The sequence below is a fragment of the Comamonas fluminis genome, from assembly GCF_019186805.1.
Lineage (GTDB): Bacteria > Pseudomonadota > Gammaproteobacteria > Burkholderiales > Burkholderiaceae_C > Comamonas > Comamonas fluminis.
The window spans coordinates 3,498,645-3,524,196 of sequence record NZ_CP066783.1; the positions used below are offsets into that span (position 1 = coordinate 3,498,645).

Genomic DNA, 25,552 nt, shown 5'->3' on the forward strand with positions numbered 1-25,552 from the left:
ATGCGCGCGCGCATTCTGGTCACCCGCCCGCAGCATGATGCCCAGCCCTGGGTCAGCGCCCTGCAGTCGCGCGGCTGGGAAGCCCATGCCCTGCCGCTGATGGGCATAGGCCCGTGCAGTGGCGAAGCGGCCCAGCAGGCACTGGCACAGGCCCAGGCTGCAGCGCTGACTCCCGGCCACTACCGTGCCGTGATGTTTGTCAGCGGTAATGCGGTGCAGTATTTTTTTGCATCAAATGATGCTCAAGCCCTTAACCATCAAGCGCTGCTAGCTCCTGATACCAGAGCATGGACACCCGGCCCGGGTACGGCCCACGCATTGCTGACAGCAGGCATTGCCGCCAGCCAGATCGACGGCCCCGCACCGGACGCCGCCCAGTTCGAATCCGAAACCCTGTGGCAGTGCGTGCACGGCCAGATTCGAGCCGGCGACCGCGTACTCATCGTGCGAGGCGACAGCCCTGCCCCTGAAAGCACCGCGCCATCGACCCAGGGCGCAGGCCGGGAGTGGCTGGCCGCACAGCTGCGCGAGGCTGGAGCGCAGGTGGAACTGCTGGCTGTCTATCAGCGCTTGCTGCCCCAGTGGAGTGCCGAACAACTGGAACTGGCACGCAACGCAGCCTCTGATGGCAGCCTGTGGTTGTTCAGCAGCTCCGAAGCTGTTGCCAACCTGCAACAGATACTGCCAGAGCAAAGCTGGCAGCAGGCGTTGGCGCTTACCACCCATGCCCGTATTGCCGCAAAAGCCCAGGCAGCGGGCTTTGGCAAGGTTGTGCAAAGCCGCCCAACGCAGGATGAGGTGTTCGCGTCGATAGAATCAGCTCTATGAGCTCTGACGCCATCCCCACCCCTGAAACCTCAGCCAAAGACCTCCCCTCCCAGCCTCCGACATCCGCCGCCGCAAGCCAGGGCGCGCCCATGCCGCTGGTGCTGACGCTGGGGGCCGTGGCCGTTGCGGCCTTGGTCGGCTGCGGCATGCTGTGGCAGCGCGTGGGCAATATGCAGGAGCAACTGGCCCGCCAGTCCGCCCAGTCTGGTGCGCAATCTGTGGAAGCCCGCACCTTGGCCAAGGATGCCCAGGATCTGGCCCGCGACAGCGCAGCCCGCGTCTCGGTCATGGAAGCCCGGGTGGGCGAGCTGAACCTGCAGCGCAGCCAGCTGGAAGAGCTGATGCAGAGCATGTCACGCACCCGTGACGAGAATCTCGTGGCCGATATTGAATCGGCCGTGCGCATGGCGCAGCAGCAGGCCGAGCTGTCAGGCAGCCTGCAGCCCCTGGTGGCCACCCTCAAATCCGCGCAGAAGCGTGTGGAAAGTGCCGCCCAACCCCGTCTGGCTCCGGTGATTCGCGCCATGGAGCTGGATCTGGAAAAACTCTCACGCATGAGCGTGACAGACACCACGGGCGTGCTGACGCGTATCGAAGATCTGGCGCGCCAGGTTGATGAACTACCCTTGACCAATGATGTGGGCCGCTACCGCAGCCGCACATCCGATCAGCCCCCCAGCGCCCCGGAACACGCTGCAGCCGACAGCAATCTGACCCTGACCCAGTGGGCCTGGTGGCAAGGCCAGGGCGTACGCCTGTGGGAGTCCTTCCGCGACGGCGCCTCAGACCTGGTGCGGGTGCGCCGCATCGATCACCCGGATGCCGCGCTGCTGGCGCCTGAGCAAGGCTATTTTCTGCGCGAGAACCTCAAACTCAAGCTGCTCAATGCACGCCTTGGCTTGCTGTCGCGCCAGCCCGAATCGGCACGCATGGACCTGAACTCTGCCGGCATCATGCTGAGCAAGTATTTCGACACCCGCGCGCGCCGCACCCAGATCGCACAGGCACAGCTGCAGCAGATTCAAAGCAATCTGCACACCTCAACGGACCGCGTGCGGCTTGATGACACACTGACCGCGCTGGCAACCGCCGCGGCAGGCCGCTAAGCCAGGAGGACACCGAAATGCGTGCTGCCTTATGGCTGATGGGTTTGTTTGCCGTAGCCGTGGCCACGGCCTTGTTTGCAGGCAATAACCAAAGCACTGTGACCTGGTTCTGGTCGCCCTACCGGGTGGACATGTCGCTGAATCTGGCCATCGTGCTGATTTTTCTGGGCTTTGTGCTGCTCTACGCGGCCTTGCGCGCTCTGGCGGGCTTGCTGCAGATGCCGCACCAGGCCCGTCGCTGGCGCATGCAGCAAAAAGAACGCAGCATGAACCAGAGCCTGCTGGAGTCGCTGTCCCACCTGCAGGCTGGTCGTTTTCTGCGTGCCCGCAAAGCCGCGATGACCGCGCTCTCGACCGAGCAATCGCTGCGCGAAACCGATGCCGCCATTCCCTATGGCGACCGCCTGAGCGCCACGGCCCACTTGCTGGCCGCTGACGCATCCCATGCTCTGCAGGATGCCGCCTTGCGCGACAAGCACTGGCAGCAGGCCCTGGCGCTGCTGCCCGAGCCCGGCGCCACCCAGGATCAGGAAATTCGCGAAGGCGCGCAAATGCGCTCGGCCCGCTGGGCACTGGATGACCGCGATGCCGGTGAATCCATGCAGCGCCTGGCCGATCTGCCTCAGGGCGCAAGCCGCCGCACGATTGCGCTGCGCATCAAGCTCAAGGCCGCCCGCCTGGCTGGCAATACCCAGGTGGCGCTGGATACCGCCCGCCTTCTGGCCAAACACCGCGCTTTTTCGCCCGCAGCATCGGCCAGCGTGGTGCGCGGCCTGCTGCTGGCCAGCATTCGTGATGCGCGCGACACCTCATCGCTGCAGCAGTTCTGGCTGTCACTCGATGAAGAAGAGCGCGCCATGCCCGAAGTCGCCATTCCCGCGACCGAGCGCCTGATTGCCCTGGGAGGCGAAGCCATCCAGGCCCGCGCCTGGCTGCTGCCCGTGTGGGAACACCTGCTGCCCCACGCCAGCCCACGCACCGAAGCCCATCTGCCCCAACTGGTGCAGGTGCTTCAGTCCTGCCTGAGCAAGCTGGACGCCGCCTGGCTGGCCCGCTTTGAAACCGCCGCCAACGCCAACCCACGTGAGCCGCGCCTGCAATATCTGGCCGGTGTGGCCTGCGTGCAGCGCCAGCTCTGGGGCAAGGCCCAGCAAATGCTAACCCGTGCTGCCCCCCTGCTACAGGAACCAGAACTACGCACCCGTGCCTGGCAGCGCCTGGCGCTGATGGCCGAGCACCGGGGGGATATGGAGGCCTCGGCCATTGCCTGGAAGCTGGCGGCGCAAGCCGTTGCGGTACTGCCAGAAAACCCGGCTCTGGACGAGTAAGACAAACAGCCCCTATACGGCCCAGATACGGCCCAGATCCAAGCTGCAACCCCGCTGCCTCAGGCTGCGGGGTTTTTTCTTGCACTCAACCCTTCAGCTTTTTTGAATTGAGACCTCAAACTCGCTGAACCTTTTTGTACTTACGGCTTCATACACTGCAATCAGTGCTTCGCTGAAGATGGCGAAGCAACCGAATCACAGCAGTCTCCATGAACACCGTGTCCGCTCTCTCCACCCGCCGCTACAGCAGCACCGCCATCGCCCTGCACTGGGTACTGGCCCTTGCCTTGATCGGCATCTTTGGCTTCGGTCTTTACATGACTGGCCTGCCGTTCTCGCCCGCTCGCCTCAAATACTTCAACTGGCACAAGTGGGCAGGCATGACGATTCTGATTCTGTCCGTGCTGCGACTGGTCTGGCGCATCACCCACCGCCCGCCCGAGTTGCCCGAGGCCATCACCCGCACCATGCCAGGCTGGCAGCGTGTGGCCCACCATGGCGTGCACCACCTGATGTATGCGCTGTTCTTTGCCATCCCGCTGGTGGGCTGGATGTACAGCTCGGCAGCTGGTTTCCCCATCGTACTGTTTGGCCAGATTCCTCTGCCCGACCTGGTGGGCAAGAGCCCTGAACTGGCTGAGGTGCTCAAGCCCTGGCACGGTTATCTGGCCTACGCCCTGGCCGCGCTGGTTGTCATGCATATTGCCGCCGTGATCAAGCACCAGTTCATCGACCGCGACGGTTTGCTGTCCCGAATGATTCCAAGGTAAGCCCCCCCCTGAGGCGCTTTGCGCCTTCCCCCCAAGGGGGACAACACCGTCGCGGCGGGGCTGCCCTTGCTCGGTGTTTCTCACTTGGGTTGCGCCAGTTTTTGAATTTGTCTTTCTTTATTCACAGGATGCTTTGTATGAAAGCCCTCTTTACTACCGCTCTGATCGCTACTGCCTTCCTCGGCTCGGTCGCTCACGCTCAGCAAGCCCTGGTGCCCGCACAGAGTGCCGTCAACTTTGAAGCCAAGCAGATGGGTGTGCCCCTCAAAGGCCACTTCAAGAAGTTTGATGCCAAGGTGGCTTTTGACGCCACCAAGCCCGAAACCAGCAAGATTCACTTCAGCGTGGATATGGGCAGCGCCACCATGGGCGCCAAGGAAACCGATGCTGAGCTGCCCAAGGCAGACTGGTTCAATGTGGCCAAGTTCCCCCAAGCCACGTTTGACTCCAGCGCCGTCAAGGCGCTGGGCGGCGGCAAGTACCAGGTCGAAGGCACGCTGACCATCAAGGGCAGCGCACAAAAGGTGAGCCTGCCCGTGACGCTGACCCAGTCTGGCGCCACCACCACCGCCACCGGCACCCTGCCCCTCAAGCGCCTGACCTTCAAGATTGGCGACGGCGACTGGAAGGACACCTCCATGGTGGCCGACGAGGTCAATGTGCAGTTCAAGCTGGCCCTGAGCGGCGTCGGCAAGATTTAAGTGTTATTTGCCTCCAGCGTATCTAAATCAAGCGCTGGAAGCTCATGTTTTGATAGCTACCACCCCATCCCTTAAAGGAGTTTTCACCATGCGTTCTGCTCTGTTTGCTCTGGCTGCTGCCTCCCTGTTCGCCTCCGCTGTTCAAGCCGCTCCTGCGACTTACGCCATCGACCCGACCCACACTTTCGCAAGCTTTGAGATCGACCACTTCGGTGCCTCGACCAACCGTGCCCGCTTCGACAAGAAGACTGGCTCGGTCGAATTCGACAAAGCCGCCAAGACTGGCAAGGTCGAAGTGGTTCTGGACATGACTTCGGTCAACTCTGGCACACCGGCTTTCAACAAGCACCTGCAAAGCGCAGACATCTTCAACGCTGAAAAATTCCCCGAAGCCAAGTTTGTTTCCGACAAGTTTGTGTTTGACGGCGACAAGCTCAAGGAAGTCACCGGCCAGCTGACCATGCTGGGCAAGACGGCCCCCATCACCATCAAGTCCAACAAATTCACCTGCTACGAAAGCCCCATGCTGCAAAAGCGTGAAGTCTGCGGCGGCGACTTTGAAGCCACCATCGACCGCACCCAGTGGGGCGTTAACTACGGCATCCCTTACGGCTTCCCCAAGGAAGTGCGTCTGGTCATGCAGATCGAAGCCGTGAAGCAGTAATTCACCTTTAACCGCTCCCTCCCGCCGGATTCCCACAAGGATCCGGCCTTGGCCCAGCCCGTGAAAACGGCCTGGGCTTTTTTACGGCCCAGTCACTCCCAAATCCCCTGCATAAAAATTATCTTTAGGTAAATTTATTACGGATAGTAGAATATTTACACATACACCGATTCAAGGAGACAGAGAGATGAGCACAGCCCCAACCCCGGTTTACTCCCAGCCAAAACGCGTAGACATGAGCGGCCTGCCCCAGCCCGCCGCCGTGCAGCAACTGCACCACTACGCCTACAAGGCCAAGGATGCCGAGGAAACACGCCACTTCTACGAAGACATCCTGGGTCTGCCGCTGTATCACATCATCCAGAGCGACTATGTGCCCTCGACTGGCGAGTACTGCCCCTACACCCACTTCTTCTTCCGTCTGAAAGATGGCTCGTTCATTGCCTTCTTTGATATTGGTGACGACGAAGCGGCTCTGCCCTCGCCCAACACCCCCATCTGGATCAACCACATCTCCTTCCGCGTTGATACCGTGGAAGAGCTGGAAAACACCAAGGCCCGCCTGCAAGCCTGCGGCGTGGAAGTGCTGGGCGTGACCGACCACCACATCTTCAAGAGCATCTACTTCTTCGACCCCAATGGCATCCGTCTGGAGCTGACAGCCCAGCTGGCCAGCGCAGTGCAGATGCAAAAGGAAAGCACCACCGCCCACGCACGCCTGAACGAATGGACAGCGCGCAAGGAGCAATGGCGCAAGGAACGTGCCGAGGGTAAATCGGCAGCACCGCTCAAACCTCAGAGCAATGACCGCCCGGAATTTGTGCCCACGAAATAAATTAGAAGCATCTAATTTGCTAGCAAGCGACGCTTGATAGATAAGCGCTCAAAGGCCAAATAAGGCCTACCGCCCTCATCAGCGCACCGGATCGCTAAAATCATTGGCAATCCGTCCTAATTTCTATGCAGACGGCATCCCTTTTTCAGGATGCCGTTTTCATTTTCAGAATTCCTAGCCACGCAGCCATGAGCGACACCATTCAGCAGCCCGGCCTCGACAGCCTCTCCAAGTCTTTTGAACCCGCCTCCATCGAAGCCCTGTGGGGCCCCGAGTGGGAAAAGCGCGGCTACGGCAACGCCGGCGTGCGCGGCACGGGCCTGCCCGACGCCAGCCAGCCTTCGTTCGCCATCCAGCTGCCCCCACCCAATGTGACCGGCACGCTGCACATGGGCCACGCGTTCAATCAGACCATCATGGATTCGCTCACGCGCTACCACCGCATGAAGGGCTACAACACGGCCTGGATTCCCGGCACCGACCACGCCGGTATTGCCACGCAGATCGTGGTGGAGCGCCAGCTGCAGGCCGCCGGCCAAAGCCGCTATGACCTGGGCCGCGAAAACTTTGTCAGCAAGGTGTGGGAGTGGAAGGAGCAATCGGGCAACACCATCACCACGCAGATGCGCCGCATGGGCGATACCGTGGACTGGAGCCGCGAGTACTTCACCATGGACGACAAGCTGTCCAAGGTCGTGACCGACACCTTTGTGAAGCTGTACCAGCAAGGCCTGATCTACCGCGGCAAGCGCCTGGTGAACTGGGACCCGGTGCTGCAATCGGCCGTGTCCGACCTGGAAGTCGAGAACCAGGAAAAGGACGGCAGCCTGTGGCACATCGGCTACCCGCTGACCAGCGGTGAAGGCAATCTGGTGGTGGCCACCACCCGCCCCGAAACCATGCTGGGCGACGTGGCCGTGATGGTCCACCCCGAGGATGAGCGCTACAAGCACCTGATCGGCCAGACCGTGACGCTGCCGCTGGTGGGCCGCCAGATTCCCATCATTGCCGACGACTATGTGGACCGCGAGTTCGGCACCGGCGTGGTGAAGGTCACGCCTGCGCACGACCAGAACGACTACCAGGTGGGCCAGCGCCACAAGCTGCCCATGATCACGGTGCTGACGCTGACCGCCAAGATCAACGACGAAGCGCCCGAAAAATACCGCGGCATGGACCGCTTTGTGGCCCGCAAGGCCATCGTGGCCGATCTGGAAGAAGCCGGCCTGATGGTGGAGATCAAAAAGCACAAGCTGATGGTGCCGATCTGCGACCGTACCGGCCAGGTGATCGAGCCCATGCTGACCGACCAGTGGTTCATCGCCATGAACCAAGTGGGCAAGGGTGACGCCACCGGCAAGTCCATCGCGCAAAAAGCCATTGACGCCGTGGAATCCGGCGCCGTGCAGTTTGTGCCCGAAAACTGGGTCAACACCTACAACCAGTGGATGAACAACATCCAGGACTGGTGCATCTCGCGCCAGCTGTGGTGGGGCCACCAGATTCCCGCCTGGTACGACGAAGAAGGCAATATCTACGTCGCCAAGAACGAAGCCGAAGCGCAAGCCCAAGCCCCGGGCAAGAAGCTGCGCCGCGACGAAGACGTGCTGGACACCTGGTACTCCTCGGCCATGGTGCCGTTTTCCACCATGGGCTGGCCCAACCAGACCGACAAGGCGGATGACGACTACAACCTGTACCTGCCCTCCTCGGTGCTGGTGACGGGCTACGACATCATCTTCTTCTGGGTGGCCCGCATGATCATGATGACCACGCACTTCACCGGGCGTGTGCCTTTCAAGCATGTCTACATCCACGGCCTGGTGCGCGATGCGCAGGGCAAGAAGATGTCCAAGTCCGAAGGCAATGTGCTGGACCCCGTCGATCTGATCGACGGCATCGCGCTGGAGCCCCTGCTGGACAAGCGCACCATCGGCCTGCGCAAGCCCGAAACCGCACCACAAGTGCGCAAGAACACGCAAAAAGAATTCCCCGAAGGCATTCCCGCCTACGGCGCGGACGCACTGCGTTTCACCTTCGCTGCCTTGGCCAGCCTGGGCCGCTCTATCAACTTTGATAGCAAGCGCTGCGAGGGCTACCGCAACTTCTGCAACAAGCTGTGGAACGCCTCGCGCTTTGTGCTGATGAACTGCGAAGGCTACGACTGCGGCCTGAAGGAACACACCAAGGAGCAGTGCCAGCCCGGTGGCGAGTTCGCCGGCTATATGCACTTCAGCCAGCCCGACCGCTGGATTGCTTCGCAGCTGCAAAAGGTCGAGGCCGAAGTGGCCAAGGGCTTTGCCGAGTTCCGCCTGGACAACGTGGCCAACACGATCTACGACTTTGTCTGGAACGAGTTCTGCGACTGGTATCTGGAAATCGCCAAGGTACAAGTCCAGACCGGCAACGAAGCCCAGCAACGCGCCACCCGCCGCACGCTGATCCGCACGCTGGAAGCCATTCTGCGCCTGGCCCACCCCATCATCCCGTTTGTGACGGAAGAGCTGTGGCAGCAAGTGGCACCGGTTGCAGGTTTGAAGGGCGACTCCATCGCCGTGGCCCGCTACCCCGAAGCCCAGCCGGCCAAGATCGATGAAGCCTCTATCGAGTACGTGGCCCGCATCAAGCAGATGGTGGATGCCTGCCGCGCCCTGCGTGGCGAGATGGGCGTCTCGCCCGCCCAGCGCCTGCCGCTGCTGGCCATCGCCGGTTCGGCTGAAGGCTCGGAATTCCTGCGCGCCAATGCCGCCGTGCTGAAGAACCTGGCCAAGCTCAGCGACGTCAAGGTCTTCGACGACGAAGCCGCATGGGCTACCGAAGCCCAGAACGCCCCAGTCAATGTGATTGGCGACGCCCGCCTGGCCCTGTTCGTGGAAATCGACGTGGAAGCCGAAAAGGCCCGCCTGTCCAAGGAAGCCAAGCGCCTGGAAGGTGAAATCGTCAAGGCCAACGGCAAGCTCTCCAACGAAGCCTTCTGCGCCAAGGCCCCGGCTGCCGTGCTGGAGCAGGAACGCAAGCGCCTGGCCGACTTTGGTGCCACCCTGACACGTATCAACGAGCAACTGGCTCGTCTCGGCTAAACCCTAGTAAACTTTCACCAAGACAAGGCGCAGGCAACTGCGCCTTTTTTCCATCCTCTTTGACTGCTATGAACAATCAAACCCGTGTCCGCAAAGCCGTGTTTCCCGTTGCAGGTCTTGGCACCCGCTTCCTCCCTGCTACAAAAGCGTCCCCCAAGGAAATGCTGCCCGTGGTGGACAAGCCACTGATCCAGTACGCGGTGGAGGAAGCGTATGAAGCCGGTATTCGCGACATGATCTTTGTGACCGGTCGCAGCAAGCGCGCCATCGAAGACCATTTCGACACCTCGTATGAGCTTGAAAACGAGCTGGAAAATGCTGGCAAGCAAGCCATGCTGGATCTGGTTCGCAGTGTCAGCCCCGCCGACATGAACTGCCTGTTCGTGCGCCAGCCCCGCTCTCTGGGCCTGGGCCACGCCGTGCTGTGCGCCGAGCCGCTGGTGGGCAATGAGCCGTTTGCCGTGATTCTGGCCGACGACCTGATGACCGGTGAAGCAGGTGGCCCCGGTGTGATGGCGCAGATGACTGCCGCTTTCCAGAAGCAAGGCCGCTCTCTGCTGGCCGTGCAGGAAGTGCCGCTGGAGCACACCAAACGCTATGGCATCGTCAAAGGCGAACCCGCGGGCGGCCCGCTGATGCGCATTGACGAAATCGTGGAAAAGCCCGCCCCCGAAGTCGCGCCATCGCGCATGGGCGTGGCAGGCCGCTATGTGCTGACGCCAGCGATTTTTGATGAAATCCGCAACCAGCCCAAGGGCGTGGGTGGTGAGATTCAGCTGACCGACGCGATTGAGCGCCTGATGGCCCACGAAGCCATCTATGCGTTCCAGTACAAGGGCAAGCGCTATGACTGCGGTAGCAAAGAAGGCTTTTTGCAGGCCACGGTAGAGCTGGCCCTGCAGCACCCCGATGTGGGCGACAGCTTCCGTGAATACCTCAAAACTTTGAGCATCTGATTCTCGCGCCCCAACCATCTCGCCTCATGCCACCCAAAGTGTCATGAGGCGAATTTCTTGGCGCCCGCTACGCACAACACCACCGCCAGTGTCACGATCAACATGGCTGCGCTCACCTGCTCATGCAGCAGGGCTGCTGCAAGCACCAAGCCCAAAAGCGGCTGCAGCAACTGCAACTGCCCCACCGCAGCAATGCCGCCTTGCGCAAGCCCGCGATACCAAAATACAAAACCGAGGAACATGCTGAATAGCGCCACATAGGCAAGGCTGAGCCAACCGGGCATGCTCACCGCACCCAGCCGAGCGGGCCACCACCAAAGTGATGCCAGAAGCATCAGCGGAAGTGACAACACCAGCGCCCACGAAATCACCTGCCAGCCGCCCAGCGTGCGTGCCAGCCGTCCACCTTCCGCATAACCAAGCCCACAAAGCGCAATAGCCAACAACATCAGCGCATCGCCCATCGGTGCCGCACTCACCCCCTCGCGCAGCGCAAAACCTGCCACCAAGGCGCTTCCGATTAATGAAAATACCCAGAACGCGGTCCGTGGCCGCTCGCCAGCGCGCAGCACGCCAAATAGCGCCGTGGCAAGCGGAAGCAAACCGATGAAGACGATGGAGTGCGCCGAAGTCACATGCTGCAGCGCCAAAGCAGTGAGCAGCGGAAAACCCACCACAACACCTATTGCCACGACCACGAGCGATCGCCATTGCACGCCCTGCGGCCAGCGTTCGCGCCGCAGCATCACGATGGCAAGCGCCAGCAGCCCGGCAATGCTGGCCCGCGCCACGGTCAGAAACAGCGGATCAAAATCGCGCAGCGCCAAGCGCGTTGCGGGCAGCGATCCACTGAAGATCACCACCCCCAGCATGCCGTTGAGCCACCCGCCGGAAGCGGCACGTTTGTACCTCGAATCGTCCATCTCTTGCCTTGTTGAGCCTTGCAAAACCGTGCGCACAAGGCATGCTAAATCCTTGACTCAATACAATCAAAAAATTGTCATGGATACATTGCAGCATGGCCGACACTCGCTACAAATCACTGGTGGACCAGTTTGCGCATGAAATCCGCACAGGCCGGTTGATTGCTGGAACGCGTCTTCCCACACATCGCAAACTTGCAGCCAAGCACGGGCTGGCACTGGTCACCGCAACGCGCGTCTATGCCGAGTTGCAGGCCATGGGGCTGGTAAGCGGCGAGACGGGGCGCGGCACCTTTGTGCGGGACTTGTCGCTGCCGCTTGGTCTTGGCGTGGACTATCCGGCTCAAGCTCCCGAGCACGCAGACCTCACATTCAACAGCCCGTTGATCGCGGGCCAGACCGAATTGCTGCGCAGCGCTTTGCGCCAGCTCGCAAACTCGGGAGATCTTGAATCGCTGCTCCACTACCAGCCGCACGCTGGCAGAGCAGCGCATCGTGCCGCCTTGGCCGCGCACCTGCGCACACGCGGCCTGCAGATCGACGCATCACGATTGCTGTTCGTCGATGGTGCGCAGCACGGGCTCACGGTCACCGCCATGGCCCTGCTCAAGCCCGGTAACGTGGTCGCGGTGGATGCGCTGACCTACCCCGGCTTCAAGCTGCTGGCCGAATCGCTGCGACTGGAGTTGCTGCCCATTCCCGCATCAGGCAAGGGCCCAGATATGAAGGCTCTGGCAGCGCTTTGCGAAAGACGCAAGGTGCGCGCCATCTACGCCATGCCCACCATGCACAATCCACTAGGCTGGGTGATGAGCCTTGCGCGCCGCCAACAACTGATCGCCATTGCGCGCAAACATGGATTGCTGATCATTGAAGACGCCGCCTATGCATTTTTGGCAGAGGCGCCGCCACCGCCGCTGGCCGCACTCGCGCCCGACATCACGGTCTATGTGAGCGCTCTTTCCAAAAGCATCGCCACGGGCTTGCGCGTGGGCTTTATCGCCGCACCCGAGTCTTTGCAGCCGCAGCTGGAGCGGGGAATCCGCGCCACCACATGGAACACCGCTGCCATCATGACGGCCATCGGTTGCCGCTGGCTGGAAGACGGAACGATTGTGGCTCTGGAAACCGGAAAGCGCCGGGATGCCGCAGCACGACAAAACATGGTGAGCGAGGTGTTCACAGGTATGCGTCTGCAACGACACCCGTGCTCCTACTATGTCTGGATTCCTTTGCACGAGGATTTTCGGGCCGACCAAGTTGCCAGCAACTTGCTGCGCCAGCGCATTGCTGTATCGACGGCCGAGCCCTATGCGACAACGCCATCCGTGCCGCATGCCTTACGGCTGGCACTGGGCTCCATCCCGCCACCTCAATTGCGCAGCGCACTGCTGACGGTGCGCCAAGCGATTTCGTATGACTGAGCCATCCATGGCGTGGCCGTGAACCTGCTCAACGGCGCTTGAGAATGTGGATGAACTCATCACCCACGGTTTGCTGCTCCACCAGTTCATTGCCCGTCTGCTTGGCAAAGGCCTGAAAGTCGCGAATGGAGCCTGTATCAGTTGCCACCACTTTGAGCAACTGACCGCTTTGCATGGTGGCCAGCGCCTTCTTGGCCTTGAGAATGGGAAGCGGACAGTTCAGGCCGCGGGTATCGACTTCTTGATCTACGTGCATGGCTAGGAATTCCTTTAGGACTTAGGTAAATACGGCTGCGCAAGGAATGCATGCAAGAAGCAAACGTCTTGCATGAACCTGCTTTGCGTAAGTCGTGTCCTCAATGCCTTCGATTGTAGAAAAACCCGCGCCAGGCGTTGCCCACGCGGTCTTTTCTCAATCGAGCTTGGGCGCAATCGTGAAGCGCGTGTCCTGCTCCCAATAATGCAGCGGCCACTTGGCAGGATCGGGTTCAGGGTTCTGCCCGGGTCTGAAGGCACCAAAGCGTGGCTCAAAGCCTTTTTGCTTGATCCACTCCGCCAGTGCATAGCCAGTACCTGCAGGCCAGCACTGCGACTCTTCAGCCGTCTGCCAGCGATATTCCAGCAACTCGGGCGAGAGCCTCACATCCTCAGACTTACCCTCCACACGCACGTGATAAGCAATCAGCACCTGGTTCATGCGCAGGAATTCCGAGCAGCACAAAAGCCGCAAGGCTTTCACGCGCAGGCCTGTTTCCTCCATCACTTCGCGGCAAATGCCAGCCTCTGGTGATTCACCCGCTTCCATAAAGCCGGTAATCAGGCCAAACACTCCCTCCTGCCACAGCGCATTGCGCGCCAGCAGAACACGGCCGTCATCACCTTCCACAACTGCCGCCAACACTGGCGTGGGGTTGCCCCAGTGCGTGAAACCACAGACCGGGCACCGCAGGCGCTGCACTTCACCACTGTCCTCACTGGCCACAATCCATTGCAGCTCAGTCGCACAGTTGGAGCAAAAGCGGACTTCATAAGCCATTGAGCACTCCGATTCATTGTTTTGATAGCACAAAGCGCTTATTCATCAAGCGCTTCGTGCCATTTAGCATCTCTTGCCCGCCAAGGTAATCACCTTGAAGGCAAGGATCTTGAACACCTGTCAGGCGGGAAAAACGCCGGTGGACAGGTAACGATCACCCCGGTCGCAGACCACAAAAACAATGGTCGCATTCTCTTCACGCTTGGCGATTTCCTGAGCCACCCACAGCGCACCCGCAGCCGAGATACCGGCAAAGATGCCTTCCTCGCGCGCCATGCGGCGGGCCATGTCTTCGGCATCATCCTGGGTCACATAAACCAGCTCATCGACCAGAGATGCGTCATAGATCTTGGGCAGATATTCCTCGGGCCACTTGCGAATGCCGGGAATGCGCGAGCCTTCGGAAGGCTGGGCGCCAATGATCTTGATATTCGGGTTCTTTTCCTTGAGGAACTTGGCCACACCCGTAATCGTGCCCGTCGTTCCCATGGCGCTGACAAAGTGCGTGATCTCACCGCCCGTCTGCTCCCACAGTTCAGGGCCCGTGGTTTCATAGTGAGCGCGTGGATTGTCTGCATTGGCGAACTGGTCCAGCAGCACACCCTTGCCCTGTGACACCATCTGATCGGCCAGATCACGCGCATATTCCATGCCGCCGCTCTTGGGCGTCAGAATCAGCTCGGCACCATAGGCCTTCATCGTCTGGGCTCGCTCAATGGACAGGTCCTCGGGCATGATCAAAATCATGCGGTAACCCTTGATGGCAGCCGCCATGGCCAGGGCAATACCGGTATTGCCAGAGGTTGCTTCAATCAAAGCATCACCCGGTTTGATCTCGCCGCGCTCCTCGGCGCGCTGAATCATGGACAGCGCGGGACGATCCTTGACCGAGCCCGCAGGGTTGTTACCTTCGAGCTTGCCCAGCACCACATTCCCGCGCTCACGATTCGTATCCGCGCCAATGCGTTGCAATGCCACCAGCGGCGTGTGACCGATAGCATGTTCGATGGTCAAATAATTTTTCATGTCCAATACTGTGCCATAATTCCTGTCTGCGCTAAGCCAGCCCGGGTGGTGAAATTGGTAGACGCAGGGGACTCAAAATCCCCCGCCGCAAGGCGTGCCGGTTCGATTCCGGCCCCGGGCACCACACACAGAAAAGCCGTTAAGTCTCAATGACTTAACGGCTTTTTTCTTTGGCTTTTCAAGCCGTTGAAAACAGCATATTTTTGCAAATTTGGCGCATAGAGAAAACGTCGTAGGCGCAAAAAACCATAACGACGTCAGTCTTGCTTCTTCAGCGCACTCAACAGCCCTCGCCACCGAGCGGCTCCAAACATCAAATGGAGAGCGTTTGCTCACGCATAGAAACGCAGCATATACTGTACAAATAACCAGTATTTTGATGCAGCCATGCCAGCAAAGAACGCTATAGATGAGCAGCTCCAAAGCGAGATTGATGAGGTGAGCACCTCTGTAGCGGCACTCTGTGAACTACTTGCTGCAGCTCAAAATGCTCAAGTCAGTGCTGCAGCTGTACATGCAATCCTTAAGCCTGTGGCCCGCAAGCTGGACAACGTCGCAGGAACTACTGCCGACATGTTGATTCCAGCAAAATTCTAGTAATTTCTCGTAATTAAAAGAGACACCTTAATTACGCACAGCGCTAATACTGGCTTCAACTTCGAGTCGCCGACTTGTTCGTAATTTGCGCCCCACGAAGCGGGGAGGCGCGGCGGGGGCGTTATGGCGCGCCGCGGGGAAAGGGGTGGGCTTTGGTCTTGGGCGAGGGGCGGCCTCAACAAGCGGCAATGCCTCGTGACGGGCTGCTGACGCCGCCACATGCGCGCCCAGGCGCAGCACGCACCCTCACCCGCACACAGACGCAAAAAAGGGCGCCTGACGCGCCCTAATCGATTCCAGTCCTGTCGCCCTACTCTGCGCTCACCTTCGGCTCGTGCGGTGCAAACCTCACCACATCCAACCCCGCCCACTCGTTGAAGGACTCAAACAGCCCCTGCAGCGGCACGATCTCATTGTTGATGAACACATCCAGCGACTGACTGGCATTGCCAAAGCCGCCCGCATTGTTCGGAATGATGCCCAGCAATCCAGGCGGCACGCGATGCGCGGCCAGCACATCCTCCTTGCTGGCGTTCTTGATCGCGGCGAAGTCATCCTTGGCCGCAATCTCGCTGACGGGGATCAGCTTCAACCCATCGGTCTTACCGCCTGGCGCATGGACAAACAGATTGCGGAAGTTCCCCGGCCCCTTGGACTTGCGCAGCTGCTCGCGCAGCTTGTCCACGTCCGAGTTGTTCACCGAGCTGTCGCTCAGATACATGATGAAGCCCGCGTGGCTTCCATTCTCGTAATATCGGCGCCGGAAAATCGTGGCCGACTCATTGAGCAACGCCGACTGCAGCGCGCTCAAATACTCCGGCAGGCCATACAGCTCCTGATTGATGTCCGGCTCGCGCAAATGGAACACCGAGCCCGGCACGAACTCATGCTCCTCACTCCAGTTCGGCACATAGAAATAGCGCTTGTCCTTGCCCCGGCGCATATAGCGGCTCAGCGTGTGCTCAAAGCGCATCGCCCGCCCCGTCAACGCCCGCCGCGTCTCCAGATAACCATTGCCAAACACCAAAAAGTCCAGGCACCAAGCCTTGAACGTTTCACGCGACATCATCGGGTGCGGAATAAAACTCGCCGTCAGCAGATTGCGCTTCAGGTAAATCGCAGACCCATGGTGCGGCGATGCCCGAAACGCCCCGGCCAGCCCATCCACCGGAAACGGCGGCTCATACCAGCGGCCGTTAAACATCGCCTCCACATAATCAAGCAGCCGCATCCGGCTCATAGGCTCCGGGTCGCCAAAGGTAAACACCTCCATCTGGCCCTGATCCTCAACCTCGGGCCGGGCCTGCGTCGTTCTTGGAGTATTGCGCTTTGTCATTCATAAACCTCAACAGAAGAGTTACCGCCGTGGACATCCCCGGCCAGTGATTCGTTATCCAGCGCATGCATCACCGCCCAGGCCAAGTCGGCGTGGCCGATATCGTCTGACCGGCCCGACTGATACGTCACATGTCGCTGGCTCGGCGTCAGCACCTTCTTGATCGCCATAAACGCTGCCGCCACATCCGTGCAATCCGCGTCCATCTCCAGGCGTCCCTTGCTGATCACCTGCTTGGCCTTCAGCACCAGCCGCGCCTTCAAAGCCAGGTCATAGTGATAGGCCCGGGCCTGCGGATAAAACTTGATCACGTTCTGATAGACGCCCTGGCCAAGGCCCGTCGTATCAATTCCCATGAACGTCACGTTGTACTGAAGCGTGATGCTGCGGATGTACTCCGCCTGCGCCTCAAAATCAGCGCCCCGAAACTGCTGGCGGTGCAGCAGCCGGAACTTGCCGCCCGGCACCTTCGGTGGCGCAATCACCACCAGCGCCGCCGTATCGCCGGTAAATGACGGGTCATAGCCCACCCACACCGGCTGCCACGCAAACGGGCGTGCGGCCAAAGGCTTGAAATCGTCGGCCCACACCTCCCACGAATCCACCATGCACGCCTGCATCATCTTCAGCGTGAACTGCGAATTGCTATCGTCAATGAACTCGCAGCGGAACAGGTTGGAGAACTCGTCATCCGGGTACTCGGCCAGCAGCTCCGCCAGGTCAAACAGATTGCAGCCCAGCCGCAGCGCATCATCAATCGTCACAATGTGGCGAAACCGCCCATCCGCACAGCGCATGCCATTGGCCAGCACCTTGTGGCTCAGATCAATCTGCACATGCTTTGAAGCATCCCGCCCCCGGTTGCGGTCTTCGCCCGTCCAGAACGGGTACGCCTCATGACTCTTGGCCGACGGCGTACTGAAATACGTCTTGCGCCAGTGCTTGTGCGTCGCCATCGCACTGGCCACCTTGTTCAGCTCCTTGAACCCACTCGTCCAAAAGAACTCATCAAAGTAAAAGTCCCCGCTGCGCCCCTGCGCCGTCTTCGCGTTCGTGCCCAGAAAATGCAGTTCCGCGTTATTCCACAGCACCATCGGATCGCCGCCCAGGTCAACATCCACCTCGCGGGCAAAGGCAATCATGTAGTTCTTGAACTGGTGTGCCTGCGCCTTCGATGCCGACAGAAAAATCTGATTGCGCCCCTCCGTCACCGCCCGAATCAACGCCTCCCGGGCAAAGTAAAACGTCGCGCCAATCTGTCGCGACTTCAACAGAATCCGCGTGCGCTCCTTCTGCGCCTCAAACCAGCGGTTCTGATAGCCAAAATTCCCCGCGTGGAAAATCTCCAACAGCTGCTGCGTCTGCTCCTCGGTGAACTCATTGCGCTTGGGCTTGCGCTTCGGCACCGCATTGCGGCGGGCAATATTCGGGTTTAAGTCCCCCTCCTTGCCCGTCTCCTGATAGCGCTCCACCCGGGCAGTGCGCTCCAGCTGGCGGCCCAGCAAATCGATCTCCTTGAAGTCCGAGCCAGTCTTCGCCTCCTTCATGATCAGCTGCACCATGCGCAGCTCCAGCGCGCCATTCACACGGTCCAGCGGCTTGAACTTGTCCCACTCCTCCTGATCGCGCCAGCCGTACAGCGTCGTCGCTGGAACGCCTAGCTTTTCCGCAATCAGCTTCGGCCGCCACCCCTGCCAGTACAGATAGCGCGCCACCTGCCGGGGCTGTGAACCATTGGCCACCGCCGCCGCCTGCAGCGCCGCGCCCTGCTCATGCGCCTGGGCCTGAACCAAAGCGCCCAGCTGCTCGCCAAAGTCAGCCTCCAGCTGCTCTGCGGCGCAGTCAGTGCTGCCCGCCTCACCAGCGGCAAACGGGGAGCCATCGCCCCCTGTGGATTTCTTTCGTGCCATGGCAGGCAGTTTTACGGGCGCGCTCTATATCAACCAGCACCCGCATACGTCCACCGCGCCGCCACAACGACACCGGCGTGACGCCGCTCCAGCCGCTGGCCACCATAAGAACTCACCGCCACTCACCGCCAATTACCGCCGCAGGCACGGCAAATCCATCAGCGAGGCACACCCACCCATGTCCAAGAAATCCCGCTTCCTCCGTGTAGCCGTAGAAGGCGCCACCTCCGACGGCCGCGCCATCGACCGCGACTGGCTGCTGCAAATCGCCAAGAACTACGACCCTAAGGTCTACGGCGCCCGCATCAACATGGAGCACATTCGCGGCTACAGCCCCACCAGCGACTTCCGCGCCTACGGTGATGTGATCGCCGTCAAGACAGAAGAGATCGACATCGGCGGCAAAAAAAAGCTCGCCCTGCTGGCCCAGCTAGAAGCCACTGATGAGCTGCTCGAACTCAACAAGCGCCGCCAAAAGCTCTACAGCTCCATCGAAGTGCGTCCTGCCTTTGCCGACACCGGCGAGGCCTACCTCGTTGGCCTCGCCGTCACCGACAACCCCGCCAGCCTCGGCACCGAAATGCTCGCCTTCGCTGCGAAAAACCCCGAAGCCAACCCCTTCAAGCTGCGCAAGGAACACCCCGACGACGTCTTCGCCGTGGCCGAGCCGCTGGAGCTGGAACTCGAAGACGAAAGCGCAGGCATCGTCGCCAGCTTCAAAGCCACCATCAACGCCGCCGTCGCCAAATTCACTGGCAAGGCCACCAGCGATGACGCCCGCTTCGGCGCCGTGGCCGAAGGCATGGCCGCCATGGGCGACAAGTTCGCCGAGCACGCCCAGGCCGCCTCCACCCATCAGGCCAAGACAGACCAGTCGCTGCAAACCATGAGCGCCGACGTCGAAATGCTCAAACAGCAATTCGCCAAGCTCGACAACACCGAAGTCCCCAACACGCGCCCCGTGGCCAGCGGCGGCAGCGGCCAGCAGCAGGCCGACTTCTAAGCGCCTCCCCACCTACTCCATTCCGTCACTACCTAGGACCCCATATGCAGAACGAAAGCCGCACCAACTTCAACCAATGGCTGGCCCGAGTGGCACAGCTCAACGGCATCAACGTCGCCGACACCGACAAAACCTTCTCAGTCACCCCCAGCGTCCAGCAAAAGCTGGAAACCGCTATGCAGGAATCCAGCGCCTTCCTCGGCATGATCAACATGATTGCGGTCGATGAGTTGCAGGGCGAAAAGCTCGGCCTGTCCCTGTCTGGCCCCATCGCCAGCCGCACCAACACCACCAACAAAGACCGCGCCACCCGCGACCTGAGCGACATCGCGGCCCGCGGCTACCACTGCCGCCAAACCAACTACGACTCCCACCTGGGCTACGCCAAGATCGACGCCTGGGCCAAGTTCCCCGACTTCCAGGTGCGCGTCGCCCGTATGCTGGTCCTACGTCAGGCGCTGGACCGCATGTGCATCGGCTTCAACGGCACATCCATTGCCGAAGACACCGACATCGTCGCCAACCCCCTGCTGCAAGACGTCAACAAAGGCTGGCTGCAGAAAATGCGCGAAGAGGCTCCCTCTCGCGTCATGCACGAAGGCAAGACCGCTGGCAAAGTCATCGTCGGTGCAGCGGGCGACTACAAAAACCTCGACGCCGCCGTCTTCGACGCCCGCGAGCTGCTCGACCCCTGGCACCGCAACAACCCCAACCTCGTCTGCATCCTGGGCGCCAAGCTGCTGCACGACAAGTACTTCCCCCTGGTCAACACCAACCAGGCACCCACCGAAACCCTGGCTGCCGACATCATCATCAGCCAGAAGCGCGTGGGCGGCCTGCAGGCCGTACAGGTGCCGTTCTTCCCTGAAAACGGCCTCTTCATCACCACGCTGGACAACCTCTCCGTCTACTGGCAGCGCGGTGGCCGCCGCCGCCACATCGTCGAGAACCCCAAGCGCAACCGCGTCGAGGACTACCAGTCCAGCAACGACGACTACGTGATCGAAGACATCGGCCAGGCCGCCATCGTCGAAAACATCGAGATCGCGGATTAAGCCCAGCAGGGCCGCAATCCAGCCCAGCGCTGTGCGGCCCCTCCCTCCCCACTACCGGACACCGCATCATGGAACTCACCCCCGCACAGCGCCACCGCGCCCGCGTGCTGGCTGCGCAGGCCCAGGCGCAAAGCCCATTCGGCATCGAAGTGCAAGGCAGCGAATACGAACTCATGCTCGCCAAGCTCGCCGCCGACAAACGCACCCTCAAAGGCATCGAATCCATCCAGCTCAAGTGCCGCACCAAAGCCGCACTGCTGCCCGAATACCTGCCATGGATTGAAGGCGCGCTCACCACCGGCCAGGGGGCCAAAGACATGGTGCTCACCACCACCATGGTCTGGGCTATCGATGCCGGTGCCTACAGCCTGGCCCTGCGCATCGCCGCCTACGTCATGCAGCACAAGCTGCCCCTGCCAGACCAGTACCACCGCAGCACCGCCGCCCTGCTGATGGACGAATTTGCCGACGCCTACCTGCGCGGCCAGTGGTCACCGCTGCGCCCCGGCGCAGACGACTCCGGCCAGACCGTCATGCTCCACGACGGCACCCACCCCGCCGAACACCTCACAGCAGTGGACGGCATCACCCAAGGCATGGATGCCCCCGACCAAGCCCGCGCCAAGCTCTACAAAGCCACCGCCTACGCCATGCTGGGCAAAGTGCAAACCGCCGAAGAGCCCGCGCTGGACTCCATGCCCGCTGAAACCCTGGGCGCAGTCCATGCACTGCTGGCCCAGGCGCTGCAGCTCGACGCCCAAAGCGGCGTCAAAAAAGACATTGAGCGCATCGAGCGCAAGCAGCGTGCGCTGGCCGCCCCCGCCAAGGAAGAAGCCACAGCGCCTGCTGCTGCGACGCCAGCCGTCAAACGCACTGCCGCCGCAAAGCCTGCAGCCAAGACCACGGCCAAAGCCACTACTCGCACCAAACGCTAACCCCACCGAGCACAGCCCCCCGTGCTGGGCGGCTCGCAGGGCAATGCACAGGCTTCGGCCTCCTGCAACGCCCTGCGACCACCGCCCACTTTGAAGCCAGCACGCGGGCACAACCAGGCCACAGCTCATGATCGCCAATGCACCGCCCATCATCGTGACCGATCCACCCGGCAAGCCGCCCATCACCGGCGTGCTCGATGCGGGCGCGTTCTGGCCCCATATCGAGCTGGCCAAGTTGCGCGACACCGTCGATGTCGATGGCTCCGTCACCGCTGCCCGCCTCACTCACGCTGCCAGCAGCGCCCTGGCCAGCGTGGTGCTGGACCTCTCTGCCTGGGCTGCTACCCAGCAGGCTGCCGGGTTCGTCGCGCTCTCTTCTGTCCCGGCAGTGGCCATCAACGGAGTCAGCGTCAACGTCCTGCGCTTTGAGCGCGCTGTCTACGCCTACGCCAAGGCAGAGCTGGCCCAACGCTACGCAGGCGCTGATGCCACAGGCCGTGCCGAGCGCGGTGATGACGGGCGCGAGTTGCAGGCCAGCGACTACCGGGCCGATGCCCTGAGCGCCGTGCGCGACATCCTCGGCGTCGCCCGCTTCGAGTCGGAGCTGATCTAGCCATGCCCTTCACCGTCCGAGCCCAGCAAGGCGACACCGTAGACCAGCTCTGTCAGCGCCACCTCGGCACCACGGCCGGTGTCACCGAAGCCACCTACGCCCTGAACCCCGGCCTTGCCGCACTGGGCCCCACCCTGCCGCTGGGCCTGCAGGTCACCCTGCCAGATCCGCCTACAGCCCCTGCCGCCACCAAGACCGTCTCCCTTTGGGATTGACCGCCCTGCTTGACTGATCGCCATGAACCACTCCACACCATGAAAGCCGCCACCATGTCCGAACCCACCACCGCCGTAAGCACCTTCGCGGGCTACAAGCTCGCCCTCTTCTCGCTGCCCGTCATTGCCAGCCTCATCGCCTTCTGGCTGGGCCTGCGCTTTGTGCCCCTGCGCACCACAGACCCTCGTGGCGACCTCATCAACCGTGTCTTCGCCTGCCTGGTCAGCAGCTTCCTGCTGGGCGTGCCTGTGCTCGTTCTGCTCATGCAGCACTGGCCCGGCGTGTTTGAGGCAGGCATGCAACTGGCCCAGATCGCGGCTGTCCCCTCCATCGCTGGCTTCTTCGTCATCACCGCCTGCGTATTTGTCATCTGCTCCATCCCCGGGCCCTGGGTTGTCGCGGGCGTCTTCCTCTGGCTCAAGCGCAGCGAGGGCCAAACCATCACCGAAATGGCCGACCGTCTGCGCAGCGATGTCACCGGCAACCCCGCACGAAAGGCAGACGGGCAATGAGCGCCACCGAATACATCAACGACCTCATCGCCCGCGAGGGCGGCTACGTCTTCGACCCCCAAGACTCCGGCGGCGAAACCAACTACGGCATCACCGTCGCCACGGCCCGCGCCTACGGCTACACCGGCCTCATGCGCGAGCTGCCCAAGTCCACAGCCCTGACCATCTACCTCAAGCGCTACTGGGTCGAGCCCAACTTCCACAAGGTGGCCGAGATCTACACCGCACTGGCAGACACCCTGCTGGACTTCGGCGTCCTCGCAGGCCAAAGCACCGCCGCCAAGCAGCTGCAGCGTGCCCTCAACGTCCTCAACCGTAATGAGCAGGACTGGCCTGACCTCGTCGCTGATGGCCGCATTGGCACCATCACCCTCAGTGCCCTTCGCGCACTGCTGGCCAAGCGTGGCAAGGAAGGCGGTGGCGTGCTGTTTGGCATGGTCTGCGCCCAGCAATCCGTCTACCTGCTGGAACTGGCCGAGCGCCGCCCCAAAGACGAACGCTTTGAATACGGCTGGCAGCTCAACCGCGCTCTGGGTGAATTTATGAGCGGTAAATCCTTCCTGCCCGCATAGGTGCCCCATGACGTTCGCCAACATCATCGCAACCCTCACCCGCCTGGTGGTGCCTCTGTCCGTGTTGCTGCTGATCTACGCCGTAGATCAGCGCGCCGAACAGCGCGGTATGCAAAAAGCCCTGGCCCAGCAAAGCGTCACCACCATCCAGCGCCTGGAATACGCCATCGAGCGCAGCGGCCAACTGGCCGGTCAGATTGACCGAATCCTTGAAAGCAACCAGCAAGACAAAGCCCATGCCCAGCAAACCCTTGATCGCCTTGACGCTGACCTGCGCAGCGGCACTCTGCGCCTGTCAATCCGCACCACAGCGCAGCCAACAAGTCCCGGCAGTCACAGTCCCGCCGCTGGGCCTGAGCAAACGCGAGCCGACATTGACCCGGCAGATGCTGCAGCTCTTGTCCGCATCACCAGTGCAGGCGACGACGCCATCATCGACCTCAACACCTGCATCGACGCCTACGGCAAAGTGATGCTGCAGGCCAATGGGACGGCCCAGCCATGAAAACTAGCCCCCACGCTTACTCGCTGCGCGTAGTTCGCTGCCCCCCAAGGGGGCCGCATTTTCATCTTGGGGCGGCCCTGCGATGAAAAAAGCCCAGTCCCTGCGCAACTTCCTCTCGGGCGCCATCCCCGAGCTGCAGACCGACCCGCAGCGCCTCAAAATGTTTGTCGAAACCGGCAACATCGTGGCGCGCAGCGGCGACACCCTCTCGTTTGAGTACCGCTTCACCGTGCGCCTCATCATGCTGGACTTCTCCGCCAGCCTCGATCTGTTTGCCGTCCCCCTGCTGGCCTGGCTCAGCACCTACCAGCCCGACGTACTGCAAAACAAAGACAAGGCCGCCAAGGCTCTGCGCTTTGATGTGGAAGTGCTGGCCAATGACAAGATCGACCTCGTGATCGAGGTGGACCTGACCGAATCCGTTATCGTGAAAGAAGACAAGGACGATGCAGGCCGCCAGCGCCTCACCACCGAGCACAAGGGCGAGATCTACCACCCCATGCCCTACGCCTCGGGCGACTACAGCCTCTACCTGGGCGACAAGATCGGCGCCGAATGGCACCAGACCCAAGGGCTTGACTGATGGCCGACGCCCTGCAGCAGCTCGCGCAGTGGGTCACCCCACTGTTGCAGCGCATGGAACCCGCTGGGCGCAAAGCCGCCATGCTGGAAGTGGCCAACTACCTGCGCAAAAGCCAGTCCCAGCGCATTGCCGACCAGCGCAACCCTGATGGCTCCCCCTATGAGCCCCGCCGCCCGCGTGAGCAGTTGGCCAAGCGCCAGGGCGCTATCCGGGGTGAAATGTTCCAAGGCCTGCGCAAGGCCCGCAACCTGCAACGCAAAGCCACGGCAGACATGGCCAGCGTCGCCATGAATCCCCGTGTGGGCTATGTGGCCCGCGTTCACCACTACGGCTTGCGTGACAAGGTGGATCGCCGCATTCAGCACAGCCCAGAGGTGCGTTATGCGCGGCGGGAGTTGCTGGGTTACACAGATGAGGAAATCAAGGCTATTGAGGACATTCTCATGAAACATGCTATTTGCAAGCAGTAGGTTTCTTCCGTTAATTAGCTCACAGGTGAGCAGCCACTAATCAAAACTCACTCTTTAGCTAGTTTCATTTGAGCTATTCTTCACATGCACAAGCAAAATTTTCGTCTGTGCAAATGACGAGCAAATAAATGAAAGAAAAATGAAAAAATCACTAACACTTATTGGAATTTCAGCAATAGCGATGGCCATTCTGGGCTGTTCCAGTAGCCCAAGAGCTCATAACATAGGTGGCAATTACTTTATGGTTGGCGATGAAAATTGTAAAAAGTGGTCCGTCGTCTCTAGTCAACAAATCGTCTGCTACACATCTGAAGAAGAGGTTACTAGCAGTCGATATGCAATGACGCCGCAAGATATCCAAAGCTACGGTGCAAATGCAGCATCCCAATCGCAACAAATGTCAAATCTTGGTGCTCAATTAAATGATATGGGGCGCTCGTTGAATCAGCAAAGTCAAGGAATGCTTCAACAGTCATCTGGGCACTCGGCCCCCATTTCAAATTCGATTCAGCAGCCTAAAAAATATATCAGTTGCTATACCACCAGCGGCATAACGACCTGTCGGTAG

At 60.8% G+C, this 25,552-nt stretch carries 28 protein-coding genes and 1 tRNA gene; 23 read left to right on the plus strand and 6 right to left on the minus strand.

The genetic code is table 11. From position 1 onward, the window contains the following. The 9 genes from JDW18_RS16155 (at nucleotide 1) to galU (ending at nucleotide 10,268) form a co-directional block, all read left to right on the plus strand. The gene (locus JDW18_RS16155) at nucleotides 1-828 is read left to right on the plus strand and encodes a uroporphyrinogen-III synthase (protein ID WP_218240408.1); all 828 of its coding nucleotides are present in this window, start codon (nucleotides 1-3) and stop codon (nucleotides 826-828) included. Continuing rightward, a complete protein-coding gene (locus JDW18_RS16160) occupies nucleotides 825-1,934 on the plus strand; it encodes a uroporphyrinogen-III C-methyltransferase (RefSeq protein WP_218240409.1) in 1,110 nt (369 codons plus the stop codon). Before JDW18_RS16155 ends, JDW18_RS16160 begins: the two co-directional genes overlap by 4 nt. Nucleotides 1,935-1,951: 17 nt before the next feature. Then, nucleotides 1,952-3,262 (plus strand): heme biosynthesis protein HemY, encoded by a 1,311-nt coding sequence (locus JDW18_RS16165; protein ID WP_218240410.1) that lies wholly within the window; start codon nucleotides 1,952-1,954, stop codon nucleotides 3,260-3,262. A gap of 209 nt (nucleotides 3,263-3,471) precedes the next feature. Then, nucleotides 3,472-4,032 carry a cytochrome b gene (locus JDW18_RS16170; RefSeq protein WP_218240411.1) on the plus strand — a complete coding sequence of 187 codons (561 nt, stop codon included), beginning with the start codon at nucleotides 3,472-3,474 and terminating at the stop codon, nucleotides 4,030-4,032. A 137-nt stretch (nucleotides 4,033-4,169) separates the two neighbouring features. Continuing rightward, a complete protein-coding gene (locus JDW18_RS16175; RefSeq protein ID WP_218240412.1) occupies nucleotides 4,170-4,733 on the plus strand; it encodes a YceI family protein in 564 nt (187 codons plus the stop codon). An 88-nt stretch (nucleotides 4,734-4,821) separates the two neighbouring features. Further along, a complete protein-coding gene (locus JDW18_RS16180; RefSeq protein WP_218240413.1) occupies nucleotides 4,822-5,397 on the plus strand; it encodes a YceI family protein in 576 nt (191 codons plus the stop codon). Nucleotides 5,398-5,584: 187 nt separating this feature from the next. After that, complete coding sequence (locus tag JDW18_RS16185; protein WP_218240414.1) at nucleotides 5,585-6,232, plus strand: VOC family protein; 648 nt, start codon at nucleotides 5,585-5,587, stop codon at nucleotides 6,230-6,232. A 188-nt stretch (nucleotides 6,233-6,420) separates the two neighbouring features. Then, the gene (locus JDW18_RS16190; RefSeq protein WP_218240415.1) at nucleotides 6,421-9,312 is read left to right on the plus strand and encodes a valine--tRNA ligase; all 2,892 of its coding nucleotides are present in this window, start codon (nucleotides 6,421-6,423) and stop codon (nucleotides 9,310-9,312) included. 68 nt (nucleotides 9,313-9,380) lie between these two features. Beyond that, on the plus strand, nucleotides 9,381-10,268 hold the full coding sequence (gene galU / locus JDW18_RS16195; RefSeq protein ID WP_218240416.1) for a UTP--glucose-1-phosphate uridylyltransferase GalU: 888 nt from the start codon (nucleotides 9,381-9,383) through the stop codon (nucleotides 10,266-10,268). A gap of 41 nt (nucleotides 10,269-10,309) precedes the next feature. On the opposite strand, the gene JDW18_RS16200 is transcribed toward galU, so the two are convergent. After that, nucleotides 10,310-11,191: a DMT family transporter gene (locus JDW18_RS16200; protein ID WP_218240417.1), complete on the minus strand. Its 882-nt coding sequence runs from the start codon at nucleotides 11,189-11,191 to the stop codon at nucleotides 10,310-10,312. Between the two features lie 95 nt (nucleotides 11,192-11,286). On the opposite strand from JDW18_RS16200, the gene JDW18_RS16205 reads away from it, so the two are divergent. Continuing rightward, nucleotides 11,287-12,615 carry an aminotransferase-like domain-containing protein gene (locus tag JDW18_RS16205; RefSeq protein WP_218240418.1) on the plus strand — a complete coding sequence of 443 codons (1,329 nt, stop codon included), beginning with the start codon at nucleotides 11,287-11,289 and terminating at the stop codon, nucleotides 12,613-12,615. 28 nt (nucleotides 12,616-12,643) lie between these two features. Here the strand turns inward: JDW18_RS16205 and JDW18_RS16210 are convergent, their stop codons facing one another. From JDW18_RS16210 to cysM, 3 genes are all read right to left on the minus strand, one after another. Next, complete coding sequence (locus tag JDW18_RS16210; protein ID WP_218240419.1) at nucleotides 12,644-12,871, minus strand: sulfurtransferase TusA family protein; 228 nt, start codon at nucleotides 12,869-12,871, stop codon at nucleotides 12,644-12,646. 156 nt (nucleotides 12,872-13,027) lie between these two features. After that, the gene (locus JDW18_RS16215) at nucleotides 13,028-13,651 is read right to left on the minus strand and encodes an NUDIX hydrolase (protein ID WP_218240420.1); all 624 of its coding nucleotides are present in this window, start codon (nucleotides 13,649-13,651) and stop codon (nucleotides 13,028-13,030) included. A gap of 120 nt (nucleotides 13,652-13,771) precedes the next feature. Then, nucleotides 13,772-14,677 (minus strand): cysteine synthase CysM, encoded by a 906-nt coding sequence (gene cysM, locus JDW18_RS16220; RefSeq protein WP_218240421.1) that lies wholly within the window; start codon nucleotides 14,675-14,677, stop codon nucleotides 13,772-13,774. A 39-nt stretch (nucleotides 14,678-14,716) separates the two neighbouring features. On the opposite strand from cysM, the gene JDW18_RS16225 reads away from it, so the two are divergent. Further along, nucleotides 14,717-14,801 (plus strand) — tRNA-Leu (locus JDW18_RS16225). A gap of 263 nt (nucleotides 14,802-15,064) precedes the next feature. After that, a complete protein-coding gene (locus JDW18_RS16230) occupies nucleotides 15,065-15,274 on the plus strand; it encodes a hypothetical protein (protein ID WP_218240422.1) in 210 nt (69 codons plus the stop codon). Between the two features lie 310 nt (nucleotides 15,275-15,584). On the opposite strand, the gene JDW18_RS16235 is transcribed toward JDW18_RS16230, so the two are convergent. Beyond that, a complete protein-coding gene (locus JDW18_RS16235) occupies nucleotides 15,585-16,610 on the minus strand; it encodes a phage portal protein (RefSeq protein WP_218240423.1) in 1,026 nt (341 codons plus the stop codon). After that, on the minus strand, nucleotides 16,607-18,352 hold the full coding sequence (locus JDW18_RS16240) for a terminase large subunit domain-containing protein (RefSeq protein ID WP_425514810.1): 1,746 nt from the start codon (nucleotides 18,350-18,352) through the stop codon (nucleotides 16,607-16,609). The genes JDW18_RS16235 and JDW18_RS16240 overlap by 4 nt, the downstream gene beginning before the upstream one ends. A 148-nt stretch (nucleotides 18,353-18,500) precedes the next feature. On the opposite strand from JDW18_RS16240, the gene JDW18_RS16245 reads away from it, so the two are divergent. The 11 genes from JDW18_RS16245 to JDW18_RS16295 all read left to right on the plus strand — a co-directional run bounded on the left by JDW18_RS16245 (nucleotide 18,501) and on the right by JDW18_RS16295 (nucleotide 25,552). Continuing rightward, a complete protein-coding gene (locus JDW18_RS16245) occupies nucleotides 18,501-19,523 on the plus strand; it encodes a GPO family capsid scaffolding protein (protein WP_246609995.1) in 1,023 nt (340 codons plus the stop codon). Between the two features lie 44 nt (nucleotides 19,524-19,567). After that, nucleotides 19,568-20,578 carry a phage major capsid protein, P2 family gene (locus JDW18_RS16250; protein ID WP_218240425.1) on the plus strand — a complete coding sequence of 337 codons (1,011 nt, stop codon included), beginning with the start codon at nucleotides 19,568-19,570 and terminating at the stop codon, nucleotides 20,576-20,578. 68 nt (nucleotides 20,579-20,646) lie between these two features. Continuing rightward, on the plus strand, nucleotides 20,647-21,513 hold the full coding sequence (gene gpM, locus JDW18_RS16255; RefSeq protein ID WP_218240426.1) for a phage terminase small subunit: 867 nt from the start codon (nucleotides 20,647-20,649) through the stop codon (nucleotides 21,511-21,513). Between the two features lie 127 nt (nucleotides 21,514-21,640). Next, nucleotides 21,641-22,126, plus strand: coding sequence for a head completion/stabilization protein (locus tag JDW18_RS16260; protein ID WP_218240427.1), 486 nt, complete (start codon nucleotides 21,641-21,643; stop codon nucleotides 22,124-22,126). Between the two features lie 2 nt (nucleotides 22,127-22,128). Further along, nucleotides 22,129-22,341, plus strand: a complete 213-nt coding sequence (locus JDW18_RS16265; protein ID WP_218240428.1) for a tail protein X — start codon at nucleotides 22,129-22,131, stop codon at nucleotides 22,339-22,341. Nucleotides 22,342-22,395: 54 nt separating this feature from the next. Beyond that, entirely contained in the window at nucleotides 22,396-22,854 is a 459-nt protein-coding gene (locus tag JDW18_RS16270; RefSeq protein ID WP_218240429.1) for a hypothetical protein, read from the plus strand. Further along, a complete protein-coding gene (locus tag JDW18_RS16275) occupies nucleotides 22,851-23,426 on the plus strand; it encodes a glycoside hydrolase family 108 protein (protein ID WP_218240430.1) in 576 nt (191 codons plus the stop codon). The genes JDW18_RS16270 and JDW18_RS16275 overlap by 4 nt, the downstream gene beginning before the upstream one ends. 7 nt (nucleotides 23,427-23,433) lie before the next feature. Beyond that, a complete protein-coding gene (locus JDW18_RS16280; RefSeq protein WP_218240431.1) occupies nucleotides 23,434-23,931 on the plus strand; it encodes a lysis system i-spanin subunit Rz in 498 nt (165 codons plus the stop codon). An 82-nt stretch (nucleotides 23,932-24,013) separates the two neighbouring features. Further along, entirely contained in the window at nucleotides 24,014-24,514 is a 501-nt protein-coding gene (locus JDW18_RS16285; protein ID WP_218240432.1) for a phage tail protein, read from the plus strand. Beyond that, the gene (locus JDW18_RS16290) at nucleotides 24,514-24,984 is read left to right on the plus strand and encodes a phage virion morphogenesis protein (protein ID WP_218240433.1); all 471 of its coding nucleotides are present in this window, start codon (nucleotides 24,514-24,516) and stop codon (nucleotides 24,982-24,984) included. The genes JDW18_RS16285 and JDW18_RS16290 overlap by 1 nt, the downstream gene beginning before the upstream one ends. Nucleotides 24,985-25,123: 139 nt before the next feature. Further along, complete coding sequence (locus JDW18_RS16295) at nucleotides 25,124-25,552, plus strand: hypothetical protein (RefSeq protein WP_218240434.1); 429 nt, start codon at nucleotides 25,124-25,126, stop codon at nucleotides 25,550-25,552.